9 protein-coding genes are annotated in these 12311 nt (G+C 72.1%); 4 read left to right on the top strand and 5 right to left on the bottom strand.

Annotated elements, in window-relative coordinates:
- Positions 1-37 precede the first annotated feature (37 nt).
- Both ACIQCJ_RS26375 and ACIQCJ_RS26370 read right to left on the bottom strand, forming a co-directional pair.
- The gene (locus tag ACIQCJ_RS26375) at positions 38-1279 is read right to left on the bottom strand and encodes an extracellular solute-binding protein (RefSeq protein ID WP_355343536.1); all 1242 of its coding nucleotides are present in this window, start codon (positions 1277-1279) and stop codon (positions 38-40) included.
- A gap of 222 nt (positions 1280-1501) precedes the next feature.
- Entirely contained in the window at positions 1502-2587 is a 1086-nt protein-coding gene (locus ACIQCJ_RS26370) for a LacI family DNA-binding transcriptional regulator (protein WP_401314143.1), read from the bottom strand.
- A 165-nt stretch (positions 2588-2752) separates the two neighbouring features.
- On the opposite strand from ACIQCJ_RS26370, the gene ACIQCJ_RS26365 reads away from it, so the two are divergent.
- The gene (locus ACIQCJ_RS26365; RefSeq protein WP_402712709.1) at positions 2753-4987 is read left to right on the top strand and encodes a glycogen debranching N-terminal domain-containing protein; all 2235 of its coding nucleotides are present in this window, start codon (positions 2753-2755) and stop codon (positions 4985-4987) included.
- A 42-nt stretch (positions 4988-5029) separates the two neighbouring features.
- Here the strand turns inward: ACIQCJ_RS26365 and ACIQCJ_RS26360 are convergent, their stop codons facing one another.
- The 3 genes from ACIQCJ_RS26360 to ACIQCJ_RS26350 all read right to left on the bottom strand — a co-directional run bounded on the left by ACIQCJ_RS26360 (position 5030) and on the right by ACIQCJ_RS26350 (position 8544).
- Positions 5030-6238 (bottom strand): Gfo/Idh/MocA family protein, encoded by a 1209-nt coding sequence (locus tag ACIQCJ_RS26360; RefSeq protein ID WP_402712708.1) that lies wholly within the window; start codon positions 6236-6238, stop codon positions 5030-5032.
- Between the two features lie 68 nt (positions 6239-6306).
- Complete coding sequence (locus tag ACIQCJ_RS26355; RefSeq protein WP_401857895.1) at positions 6307-7062, bottom strand: substrate-binding domain-containing protein; 756 nt, start codon at positions 7060-7062, stop codon at positions 6307-6309.
- Between the two features lie 60 nt (positions 7063-7122).
- Positions 7123-8544 carry a cation:dicarboxylate symporter family transporter gene (locus ACIQCJ_RS26350; protein ID WP_402712707.1) on the bottom strand — a complete coding sequence of 474 codons (1422 nt, stop codon included), beginning with the start codon at positions 8542-8544 and terminating at the stop codon, positions 7123-7125.
- A 136-nt stretch (positions 8545-8680) separates the two neighbouring features.
- Between ACIQCJ_RS26350 and ACIQCJ_RS26345 the strand changes: the two genes are divergently transcribed.
- From ACIQCJ_RS26345 to ACIQCJ_RS26335, 3 genes are all read left to right on the top strand, one after another.
- A complete protein-coding gene (locus ACIQCJ_RS26345) occupies positions 8681-10396 on the top strand; it encodes an ATP-binding protein (RefSeq protein WP_402712706.1) in 1716 nt (571 codons plus the stop codon).
- Positions 10393-11079 carry a response regulator gene (locus ACIQCJ_RS26340; protein WP_391051816.1) on the top strand — a complete coding sequence of 229 codons (687 nt, stop codon included), beginning with the start codon at positions 10393-10395 and terminating at the stop codon, positions 11077-11079. Before ACIQCJ_RS26345 ends, ACIQCJ_RS26340 begins: the two co-directional genes overlap by 4 nt.
- A gap of 238 nt (positions 11080-11317) precedes the next feature.
- On the top strand, positions 11318-12295 hold the full coding sequence (locus ACIQCJ_RS26335) for an aldo/keto reductase (protein WP_402712705.1): 978 nt from the start codon (positions 11318-11320) through the stop codon (positions 12293-12295).
- Positions 12296-12311 lie beyond the last annotated feature (16 nt).

Genomic DNA, 12311 nt, shown 5'->3' with positions numbered 1-12311 from the left:
CTGCTCCTGCCCCCGCGGTGCTGCCCGGCCGGTACGGTCAGTTGTCGCTCTTGAGTACCTGGTCGCCGTTGGTCTGGAGGCTGGACAGGATCTTCTTGGGATCGCCGGTGGCCAGCCCGGACAGGTCGGTGTCGAACTGGGCCAGGACCTTGGTGAAGCCGGGGACGGTCACCGGACCCTGCGCGAAGGCGGTGCCGTCGGCGAACGCCACGCTCGCCGGGTGCTTCTCCTTGAACGTCGCCAGCGCGCTGTCGCGCGAGGGCAGCACACCGATGGCGTCGGCGAAGGACAACTGCTGGTCGACGGTGGTGAACGCCTTCACCAGATCGACGGCCGCGTCGTGGTGGGCGCTCTTGTTGGCCACGCCCCAGCAGTTGCTGAAGGACAGCGTGCCCTTGCCCTTGGGACCCTCGGGCAGCGGGACGACCTTGTAGCCGACCTTCGGGTAGTCCGCGGTCATCGCGCCGGTCAGCCAGTTGCCCTCGATGGTCATCGCGGCCTTCTGGGTGCCCAGTGCCTCACCGCCCCAGCCGGTGTCGACCTGCTTGGGGAACTTCATCACGCCCTCGTTGAGCAGCTTCTTCACATACGTCAGCGCCTCGACGTTCGCGGGGCTGTCCGCGGTGACCTTGCTCTGGTCGGCGTTGGTGACCCAGCCGCCGGCCTGCTTCATGAAGGGGCCGAGCTGGTTGTACGAGGCGTTCACGACCAGACCGGTGGTCTTCTTCGTCGTGAGCTTCTTGGCGACCTTCTCCAGGTCGTCCCACGTCTTGGGGTAGTCCGCGTCGGTGAGCCCGGCCTCCTTCCACATGGCCGTGTTGACCGCGAGCGCCAGCGTGGAGCTGTCCTTGGGCGCGCAGACGAACTTGTTGTCGTAGGTGAAGGACGCGCGTAGCGCGCTGTTGAAGTCGTCCTTGTCGGAGAGCTGGTCACCGTAGGCGTACAGCGAGTTGCCCTTGGCGTAGTTGGCGAAGACGCTGGAGCCGACGTAGAAGACGTCCGGCGGCTTGCCGCCCGCGAGGGCCTGGCCGAGCTGCTGGTCGAGGTTCTGGGCGGCGATCACCGAGACGGTGTTGCCGGTCTTCTTCGCCCACGCGGTCGCGGCCTGCTTCACGGCGTTGGTCTCGTTGTCGCCCGAGGAGCCGATCATCACCGTGAGGCTCTGCTTGCCGCCCGAGTCCTGCTTGCCGCTGCTGTCGCTGCCGAAGTTGGACGAACACCCGGCGACCAAGAACACCCCGCACACGGCGGTGGCGGTCGCGGCTCTGCGTACTGTCATCGTTTCTCTCCAGGACTGTCCGGATCATCCGGAACCTACGGAACTCCGCGAGCCGGGCGATGAGGGCGCCCGATGCGGTGGGCCAGCGTGGCCGTGCCGCTTTATCGCTTTGTAGCTTTATGGCGTGACAGACGTGTCCGGTCTGCCAGGTCAGGACCGTGGGGCGCGGTCCATGTCACCCCACGGTCCTTCAACCCTTCGGACCAGGCGGTCCGTCGGGAACTAGGGGGCCGACGGCCGGTCGTCGGGCGACGTCGCGGCGGACGGTCCCGCCGCGGAGCTCTCCCGGACGATCAGCTCCGGCGTCAGCAGCACATGCTCGGGATCGGCCTGCGGGTCGCCGATGCGCGCCATGAGCAGCCGGGTGCAGACCCGGCCGACCTCCTCCAGCGGCTGACGGACGCTGCTGAGGCCAGGACTGAGCAGACCGGCCGCCGGGGAGTCGTCGAATCCGACCACCGCCACGTCCCGGCCGGGGGTCCGGCCGCTGTCCCGCAGCGCCCGGTAGCAGCCCAGTGCCAGGGTGTCGCTGGCCGTGACGACCGCGGTCACGCGGGGCAGGACCCGCGCCACCGCGTCCCGCGCCGCGTTCACGTCTCCCACCGAGGAGACCCGCAGGTCACGCACGGGCAGGTCGTGGCGCCGCATCGCCTCTCGCCAGCCCGCGGCCCGGTCGTCGCCGACGCCCGAGCCACGCGGCCAGCCGAGGAAGGCGATCCGGGTGTGTCCGGCGGCCACGAGCTGGTCGACGGCCGCCGACGTACCGTACGCGCCGTCCACGTCGACCCAGTCGCCGGTGTCGCGGGCCGACCAGGACCGGCCGAACGCCACGAAGGGTACGCCACGTTTGTGCAGCCAGGCCGGGCGCCGGTCGCCGCGGTGGGTGTTGCTCAGCACGAACGCGTCGACCGAGTGGTCGCGCAGCAGCGCGTCGTAGCGGTCGACCTCGTCGTCCGCGCCGGACCGCGCCGCGAACAGCAGCACACGGTACCCCGCCTTGTCCGCGGAGTCCGACAGCGCGTGCAGGAAGTCGTCGAGCACGGGGGTGGACTCCCCCGCGAACGTCGGCTGGATGGCATAGCCGATCAGCCGGCTGGACCGGGTGCGCAGCGAGCGGGCGGCCTGATGCGGCCGGTAGTCCAGCTCGGTGATCGCCTCACGGACCCGCTCCAGCGTGCGGGGCGCCAGCAGATCGGGCGAGTTCAGCGCGTTGGACACGGTCTGTACGGACACGCCGGCGCGCTGGGCGACCAGAGCCAGTGTCACCGGCTTGTTGTTGCGCCCGCCTGAGCTGGTCGTACGCGGCACCACGGCCTCCGTTGTCCATGCGCCGCACCACTCGAAATGCGGCGCTGCATCTTCGATGGATCGATAAAACTCCCTTTCACTGCTGGTTGGCAAGGGTTAGAGTGAATTTTGATCGATCCAAATTCTGAGGCACCATCTCGGTCCACCGACGAGAGGCACCACCCTGTGAACACGGCCGTCCAAGGGCACAGCACCGCGAACCCGTCTCCCACGGACGTCGTCACCGAGGGCTTGCAGCCCTTCCTGCACGACGCCTGCACCACGCTCTACGCGCCCAGCCTGGTGCTGTCCCGACCAGGCGGGGACATCTCCGCCGGTGCGGACGGCTTCTTCCACGGCGACCGCCGGGTGCTGTCGAGCCTGGCGGTCCGGGTCGAGGGCGTCCCCCTGATCCCGGTCGGCCACACCCTCGGCCCCGCCGACAGGACCGCCTTCCGCGCGATCCTGCGCGGTGTCGGGGAACACACCGCCGACCCCGCGGTCACGCTGCGCCGGGTCCGCTCGGTGGCGCCGGGCACGCTCCGCGAGGAGCTGGAGATCGTCAACGCGGGGCTGCGGCGGATCCGTCTCGACGTGGTGGTCGCCGCGGCCACGGACCTGGCGCGGATGACCGACGTCAAGTCCGGGCGCACGGTCGCCGCGCTCCCCGCGAGGGCCGAGGACACCGGGCTGACCTGGGGCGACGACGAGCTGACCGTACGGCTGCGGCCGGTGTCGGTGGCCGTGACCGCTCCCGGTGCCGGTGCCGGTGCCGGTACGGTGTCGGGTCCGGCGTCCGGCCGCCCGCCGATGCCGGAACAGGACTCCGGCGACGGTTCAGGACCGCGCGAGCCGCTGGCCCACGCCGACAGCGGTGAGCTGCGTTACACCGTGGAGCTGCCGTCGGGCGGCACCTGGCGGGCGACGGTCGAGTGCGGTGTCAGCGACGCGGAGCCGGACCAGTTCCCGGCCGTCGCGCGGGACGCCGTACCGTGGTCGCCCACCGAGCTGCGCAGCGCCGACGGCCGTCTGGACCGGCTGCTGGCCCGGTCGGTGGGCGACCTGGAGCGGCTGCTTCTGTCGGACCCGCTGCATCCCGAGGACCGTTTCCTGGCCGCCGGGTCGCCGTGGTTCCTGACGTTGTTCGGCCGGGACTCGCTGTGGGCGGCGCGGATGCTGCTGCCGCTGGGCACGGACCTGGCCGCGGGGACGCTGCGCACGCTGGCCCGCCGCCAGGGCACCGTCACCGATCCCCGTACCGAGGAGCAGCCCGGCAAGATCCTGCACGAGGTGCGCCGCGAGACCCTGCACCTGGCCGAGGGCGCGAAGCTCCCGCCGGTGTACTTCGGCACCGTGGACGCCACCCCGCTGTGGGTGATCCTGCTGCACGACGCGTGGCGCTGGGGTCTCGACCCGCGGCAGGTGCGCGAGCTGCTGCCGCACGCCGAGGCCGCCCTGGAGTGGCTGGCCACGTACGGCGACGCGGACGGCGACGGGCTGCTGGAGTACATCGACACCACCGGCCACGGGCTCGCCAACCAGGGCTGGAAGGACTCCGGCGACTCGATCCGCTGGCGCGACGGCCGTCTCGCCAAGGCGCCGATCGCGCTGTGCGAGGTCCAGGCGTACGGCTACGAGGCGGCGATGGCGGGCGCGGCGCTGCTGCGGGCCTTCGACCGGCCGGGCGCCGAGCGCTGGGAGCAGTGGGCGGACCGGCTGCGCAGCCGCTTCCGGGAGAGCTTCTGGGTCGAGGACGAGCAGGGCCGCTACCCGGCCGTCGCCCTCGACGCCGACAAGCGTCCGGTGGACGCCGTGACCTCCGGCTTCGGCCACCTGCTGGGCACCGGGCTGCTGGACCCGCGGGAGAGCGCCCTGCTGGCCGCCCGGATCGCGGGACCCGAGCTGGACTGCGGTTTCGGGCTGCGCACGCTGAGCACGGACTCCACCGGTTTCAACCCGTTCGGCTACCACATCGGCTCGGTCTGGCCGCACGACACCGCCATCGCGGTGCACGGCCTGGTCCGCGCCGGATTCCCCCGCGAGGCCGCCAAGCTGGCCGAGGGCCTGATCGCCGCGTCCGCCGGTTTCGACGGACGGCTGCCGGAGCTCTTCGCCGGGCACGGCTCCGAGCTGGACAGCGCGCCCGCCCCGTATCCGGCGGCCTGCCGTCCGCAGGCGTGGTCGGCGGCCTCCGCCGTCCTGCTGGTCCAGGCCGCGCTCGGGCTGGAGGCCGATGTGCCCGGCGGGTCGCTGCGGATGTCCCCGCTGGCGGCGGGCCGTCTCGGCCCGCTGACCATGAGCGGTCTGCGGGTCGGCGAACAGCCGCTGGCCGTACGGCTCGACGCGGACGGCCGGGCGGGGGCCGACGCTCCGGACACCCTGACGGTGGAGGGCGCGGACCGCTTCGGCGCGGCGGGCTGAGCGCCGCCGCGCCCGCGTAGCCGCGAGGGGCCGTTCCTTCGGTCACTGCCCCCGGTCGGTGGGCTTCGGTCCCGGTCCGGGGCCGGTGTTCTCGGCGGTACGGGCAGGGAGCGGGGTCCAGGCGGCGTCGTGCTCGGCGCTGCGCTGGACCGCGTCCAGGACGAGCTGGACCTCCAGGGCGTCCGCGAAGGACGGCTCGGGGTCGCGCCCCTCCGCGATGGCGGTGACCAGGTCGCGGGCCTGGTGGGTGAAGGCGTGCTCGTAGCCGAGTCCGTGACCCGGCGGCCACCAGGCCGACAGGTAGGGGTGGTCGGGTTCGGTGACCAGGATGCGGCGGAAGCCCTGTTCCGCCGGTGGCTGGGCGGCGTCGAGGAACTCCAGTTCGTTGAGGCGTTCCAGGTCGAAGGCGGCGGAGCCGAGGGAGCCGTTGATCTCGATCCGCAGGGCGTTCTTGCGGCCGGTGGCGAAACGGGTCGCCTCGAAGGTGGCCAGCGCGCCGCCGTGGAAACGGCCGAGGAACACCGTCGCGTCGTCCACGGTCACCTCGCCCCGCGCGGCGGGCACGGCTCCGGGCAGCAGTCGTGTCGGCACGAAGGTCTCGCTGAGCGCGGCGACGCCCGACAGCCGGTCGCCCGTCAGGTGCTGGGCGAGGTCGACGATGTGCGAGCCGATGTCGCCCAGCGCGCCCGATCCGGCGTGCTCGCGCCGCAGCCGCCACACCAGCGGGAACCGCGGGTCCACGATCCAGTCCTGGAGATACACGGCGCGTACGTGCCGGATGCGGCCGAGCCGTCCGTCGGCGACGAGGCGGCGCAGCAGCGCGAGCGCCGGGACCCGCCGGTAGGTGAAGCCGCACATGGCGCGGACGCCCGACTCCCGCGCCCGGTCGGCGGCCCGGCACATCGCGCGGGCCTCGGCCACCGAGTTGGCGAGCGGCTTCTCGCACAGGACGTGCTTGCCCGCCGCGAGCGCGGCGACGGCGATCTCGGCGTGGCTGTCGCCCGGTGTGCAGATGTCGATCAGGTCGATGTCGTCGCGGGCGATCAACTCCCGCCAGTCGGCGGTGCTTTCGGCCCAGCCGAGCCGCTCGGCTGCGGTCGCGGCCCGCTTGGGGTCGCGACCGCACAGCGCCGCCATATGGACGCGGGCGGGCAGGTCGAAGACATGGTCGACGGTACGCCAGGCCTGTGAGTGCGCGGCGCCCATGAAGGCGTGCCCGACCATGCCGACGCGTAGCCGCTGAGTGGTCATGTGGTCTCCCTGCTCATCGGGGTTCGGCGCGCGCAAGCGCGCGGTGAAAGGAAGGGGAGCCGCCGGGGTCAGAAGCCCAGCGGCAGGTAGTCCGCCACGTTGGACTGCGTGATGGTCTCCGAGGCGAGCCGCAGTTCCTTGGGCACGCCCAGCTCCGTCAGGTCGGCCATGCCGCGGTTGTTGGCCAGCAGCCGGGCGAGCGAGACGGCTGAGCCCGCCATCGTCGGGCTGTAGGTGACGGTGGCCTTGAGCACCGTGTTGTCGTCGCGGATCTGCTCCATGACCTTGCGCGAGCCCGCCCCGCCGACCATGAAGAACTCGTCCCGCCCGGCCTGCTTGACCGCGGCGAGCACGCCGACGCCCTGGTCGTCGTCGTGGTTCCACACCGCGTCCAGCTTCGGTGCCGCCTGGAGCAGGTCGGAGGTGACCTGGTGGCCCGAGTCGATGGTGAACTGCGCCGAGACGCGGTGCTTGACGCTCATGCCGTACGTGGCCAGGGCCTCCTTGAAGCCGCGGCTGCGGTCCTGGGTCAGCGGCAGATTGTCGATCCCGGCGATCTCGGCGATCGTCGCGTTGGTCTTCCCGTCCGCCTTGAGGCGGCTGCCGATGAAGTGACCCGCGGCCACGCCCATGCCGTAGTTGTCGCCCTTGATCAGGACCCGGAACGCCTGTTCGTCGGAGAACTGCCGGTCGAGGTTGACCACCGGGATACCGGCCTGCATGGCCTTGCGTCCGGTGGCCGTGAGCTGGGCGCCGTCGAAGGGCAGCACCACGATGACGTCGGGCTTGGACTGGATCAGCGTCTCCATCGCGGTGCCGGGCACACACGCGGGCCCCGCCGGAAGGGGGAGTTCCGACGGGGCCGTTCGGGAGGGCGCGGGAGGTCAGAGGGCGGCGGTCTCCTTCTTGACCAGGGCTCCCTCGGGCGCGGACTGATCAGGCGCGGGCCGGCCGGGTACGGGCTGGCCGGGCGTGGCCGACGGCGCGGAGGCTTCGTCCTCGTCGGACAGGGTCGACTCGTCGAAGGGCAGCTCTCCCGCGAAGACCCGCCGCGCGCGGTCGCGGTCGAACTCCTTCGTCCAGGTGCCGATCAGGACGGTGGCGACGGCGTTGCCCGCGAAGTTGGTCACGGCGCGGGCCTCGCTCATGAAGCGGTCGATGCCGACGATCAGACCGATGCCGTCGACCAGCGCGGGACGGTGCGACTGGAGTCCGCTGGCGAGCACGGCCATGCCGGAGCCCGAGACCCCGGCGGCGCCCTTGGAGGCGATCATCATGAACAGCAGCAGCGAGATCTGCTGGCCGAGGGAGAGCGGCTGGTCCATCGCGTCGGCGATGAACAGCGACGCCATCGTCAGATAGATCATCGTGCCGTCGAGGTTGAAGGAGTAGCCGGTCGGGACCGTGATGCCGACGACGGGCCGGCTCACCCCGAGGTGTTCCATCTTGGCGATCAGCCGCGGCAGCGCCGACTCCGACGACGACGTGGAGACGATCAGCAGGAACTCCCTGGCGAGGTAGCGCAGCAGGTGGAAGAGGTTGACCTTGGCGAACAGCCACAGCACCGCGCCGAGGACGGCCACGACGAAGATCAGGCAGGTCACGTAGAAGCCGATCATGATCGTGGCCAGCGCCTTGAGCGCGTCCACACCCGCAGAGCCGACGACGGCGGCGATCGCGCCGAACGCGCCGACGGGGGCCGCCCACATGATCATCGACAGGACGCGGAAGACCAGTTTCTGGATGTGCCCGACGCCGCGCAGCACGGGCGCCCCGACCGGCCCCATGGCCTGGAGGGCGAAGCCGACGAGCAGCGCCACCAGCAGCGTTTGCAGCACCTGGCCTTGTGTGAAGGCGGAGACCAGGGTGGTCGGGATGATGCCGAGGACGAAGTCCACGCCTTCGGTGGGGGCGTCGGTGGCCTGGGCCTGGCCCGCGTTCTTCAGCGCCTCGGTCAGGTGCAGCCCGCTGCCGGGGTGCAGGATGTTGCCGACCAGCAGGCCGACGGCGAGCGCGGCGAACGACATGGTGACGAAGTAGCCGAGCGCGAGGCCGCCGACCTTGCCGACCTTGGCGGCGTTGCGGACGGATCCGATGCCGAGCACGAGTGTGCAGAAGATGACGGGCGAGATCATCATCTTGATGAGATTGACGAAGCCGGTGCCGATCGGCTTCAGCTCGACGGCCACACCGGGCGCGAGGAGGCCCAGCACGGCGCCCGCTATCGTCGCCAGGATGACGGCGGTGTAGAGGTAGTGGGTATGGTCTCGACGGCTCGTGACGTCGCTGGGGGCCTGGGCTGACACCTTCGTCTCCCTCGGTCCGCGGGCGCCGTCCCGAGCGCCCGCGATCGGACAGGTCCCGGTGACTATGCGCTCGGGGCGTGAGCCAGGTCACGTTTGCGTTCATTGAGTTCGCGGGTTGGCGTGCACACTGTTGTGCATGCCCGCCATACCCCCCACGTCGAGCGCGGCGGCCGGACCGACGCACCAGTCCGGCGCGGCGAGCCCGGCCGCGCGGTTCACCGTGCCCGGACTGAGCCGCTTCCGCCGCACTCGGACCCGGCCGCGCAGCCTGGCCGGTCAGCTCTTCGCCGTGCAGGTGGTGATCGTGGCCCTGGTGGTCGGCGGCTGCGCCGTGCTGGCGTACGTCAACGCGGGCAGCCGGGCCGAGGACGCGGCCCGTGACCGGGTCTCCGCCGCGGCCACCGCCGTCGCGGACTCCGACACCGTCGTGCGGGCGGCGCGCTCCGCCGATCCCACCGCGGCCCTCCAGCCGTACGCCGACCGCGTCGCCGCGGACGCGGGCGTGGACTTCGTGACGATCATGGACACCCACGGCATCCGCTGGACCCATCCCGACAGGTCGCTGATCGGAAAACACTTCCTCGGCCACATCGGCCCCGCCCTGCGTGGGCAGACGTTCACCGAGACGTACACCGGTTCGCTCGGCGCCTCGGTGCGCGTCGTGACGCCGGTACGCTCCGGCGACCGGATCGTCGCGCTGGTGAGCGTCGGCATCAAGGTCGACACCATCAGCCAGCAGGTCCGCAAGCAGCTCACCGCCCTGGTCGCGGTGGCGCTGGCCGCGCTCGTCGTCGGCGGCCTCGGCACGTATGCGGCCAACCGACGGCTGCGCACGCACACCCACGGGATGGCCGCGACGGAGCTGAGCCGGATGTACGACTATCACCAGGCGACGCTGCACGCGCTGCGCGAGGGCCTGATCCTGCTCGACGCCGACCGCAGGGTCGCGCTGTGCAACGACGCGGCGCGCGAGCTGCTGAGCCTCGGCGAGCAGGAGGTCGTCGGCCGGTACGTGGACACGCTCGGCCTGCCGGTGTCGCTGACCGGCGCGTTGCTGGCCGCCGAGTCGCGGGTCGACGAGGTGCACCTGACGTCCGAGCGGGTCGTGGTCGTGAACACCTCGCCGGTACGCGGCGGCGAGCGCCGCGGCACCGTGGTCACCCTGCGCGACCACACCGATCTCCAGGCGCTGACCGGGGAGTTGGACTCGGTGCGCGGCTTCGCCGAGGCGCTGCGCTCCCAGGCCCACGAGTCGTCCAACCGGCTGCACACCGTCGTGTCGCTGATCGAACTGGGCCGCGCGCAGGAGGCGGTGGACTTCGCCACCTCCGAGCTGGAACTCGCCCAGGCGCTCACCGACCGGGTGGTGGCGGCGGTCGGCGAACCGGTGCTCGCGGCGCTGCTGCTCGGCAAGGCCGCCGAGAGCCACGAGCGCGGAGTGGAGCTGACCGTCACCGAGGACAGCCGGATCGACGACGGGGTCCTGCCGCCCGCGCTCACCGCCCGCGACCTGGTCACCGTGCTGGGAAACCTGATAGACAACGCGATCGACGCGGCCGTCGAGGGCGCCGCCCGCGGCGGCTGCCGGCCGTCGGTCACCGTACGGGCCAAGGTGGAGGAGGACGAGCTGCTGCTGAAGGTCACCGACTCCGGGCGCGGCGTCGACCCCGCCACCATCCGCGAGGTGTTCCGGCGCGGCTGGACCACCAAGAGCGAGGGCCACGGCCTCGGCCTCGCCCTGGTCGAGCAGGCCGCGCGGCGCGCGGGCGGCACGGTCGGCCTCGACCGCGCCGAGGGCGGCGGCGCGGAGTTCACCGTACGGCTGCCGCTGGGGCAGGAGGCACGCGCGTGATCAGGGTCCTGGTCGTCGAGGACGATCCCGTGGCGGCCGACGCGCACCGGATGTACGTCGAGCGGCTGCCCGGCTTCGCGGTGGCGGCCGTCGTCCACACCGGCGGCGCCGCGCTGCGCCTGCTGGACCGGCAGCCGGTGGACCTGGTGCTGCTCGACCTCCATCTGCCCGACGGCCACGGTCTCGACCTGGTACGACGGATGCGCAGCGCGGGGCAGAGCGCCGATGTGGTGGCGGTGACCTCGGCGCGGGATCTCGCGGTCGTACGGCAGGCCGTCTCACTCGGGGTCGTGCAGTACCTGCTCAAGCCGTTCACCTTCCCCTCGCTGCGGGACCGGCTGGAGCGCTGGGCGCGCTACCGCAGTGACGCGGCGGGCGGTGAGGCGTCCGGGCAGGACGAGGTGGACCGGGTGCTGGGGGCGCTGCGCAGTCCGCAGGCCACCGTGCTGCCGAAGGGGCTGAGCGGTCCGACCCTCGAAGCGGTGACCTCGGCCTTGCGGGCGGCGGCGGACGGCGGCTTGTCGGCGGCTTCGGCGGCCCAGGCGGCGGGGGTCTCGCGCATCACGGCCCGCCGCTATCTGGAGCACCTGGTCGACACCGGGCTCGCGGTCCGCAGCCCGCAGTACGGGCAGGTCGGCCGCCCGGAGCTGTGTTACCGCTGGTCGGACGGGGCGAAGCCGTAGGGCGGTACGCCGGGGCGGTACGGTCCGGGCCGGACAAGGACGGTGCGGGCCGGAGCGGCCACGGCCGGTGCGGGCCCGGTCGGTGCGGCGGGTGACGGGCGCGGCGGCGGGCGACGTACGGTGATCATGCGGGTGGGCGGGATGTCGCGGGTGTACGCCCGCGCCGCACGGCCGCAGCCGTCCTCGTCGTCGCAGTCGCAGTCGCAGTCGCAGTCGCCCCACGGTCAGGAGCCGTCGCATGGTCACGCAGCCGCCGTCGCTCGCCGACGTACCCCACCGCATCGGCCTCGGCCTGGCCGCTCTCGGGCGGCCCGGATACATCAATCTCGGCCGGGAGCGGGATCTGCCGCCGGGCCGGGACGTGGCGGCGATGCGACGGCGGACGCACGAGGTGCTGGACTTCGCGTACGCGCGCGGCGTGCGCTACTTCGACGCGGCGCGCTCGTACGGCCGGGCCGAGGAGTTCCTGGCCGAGTGGCTGGACGCGGGCGGTGACCGGCCGGGGGTGATGGTCGGCAGCAAGTGGGGTTACACCTATACGGCGGACTGGCGGGTCGACGCGGAGACCCATGAGGTCAAGGACCACAGCGTCGGGGTCTACGACCGTCAACTCGCCGAGACGCGCGGGCTGTTCGGCGACCGGCTCGACCTCTACCAGGTGCATTCGGTGACACCGGACAGCCCGGCTCTCACCGATCCCGTCCTGCACCGGCGGCTGGTCGCGCTCGCCGATCAGGGGGTGGCCGTGGGCATCTCGACCAGCGGGCCCCGGCAGGGTGACGCGATCCGCGCCGCCCTCGATGTCGGCGTCGACGGGCGTCCGGTGTTCGGCAGCGTCCAGTCCACCTGGAATGTCCTGGAGCCGTCGGCGGGCCTCGCCTTGGCGGAGGCGCACGAGGCGGGTCGTACGGTCATCATCAAGGAAGGTCTCGCCAACGGGCGTCTCGCCGAACGCGACCCGCGACTGGACGCGGTGCTGGCTCCGGTCGCCGAGGCGACGGGAGCCTCCTACGACGCTCTGGCGCTGGCCGCCGCCCTGCGTCAGCCGTGGGTCGACGTGGTGCTGTCGGGAGCGGCGACCGAGGACCAACTGGCCTCGAATCTGCGCGCGACCGACGTCCGTCTCGACGACGCGCAACTCGGCCGTCTCGTCACCGAGTTGGCGCAGACACCGGCCGCGTACTGGGATCACCGCTCGCGCATGCCGTGGAACTGACCCGGAACTGACGGGG

The sequence above is a fragment of the Streptomyces sp. NPDC093221 genome (assembly GCF_044753885.1).
Lineage (GTDB): Bacteria > Actinomycetota > Actinomycetes > Streptomycetales > Streptomycetaceae > Actinacidiphila.
This window is presented reverse-complemented; position numbering and strand designations above follow the sequence as displayed.

Coding starts and splice junctions, on each gene's coding strand:
- ACIQCJ_RS26375 (WP_355343536.1), bottom strand. CDS start 1,279: ATGACAGTACGCAGAGCCGCGACCGCCACCGCCGTGTGCGGGGTGTTC.
- ACIQCJ_RS26360 (WP_402712708.1), bottom strand. CDS start 6,238: ATGACCACTCAGCGGCTACGCGTCGGCATGGTCGGGCACGCCTTCATG.
- ACIQCJ_RS26345 (WP_402712706.1), top strand. CDS start 8,681: ATGCCCGCCATACCCCCCACGTCGAGCGCGGCGGCCGGACCGACGCAC.
- ACIQCJ_RS26335 (WP_402712705.1), top strand. CDS start 11,318: ATGGTCACGCAGCCGCCGTCGCTCGCCGACGTACCCCACCGCATCGGC.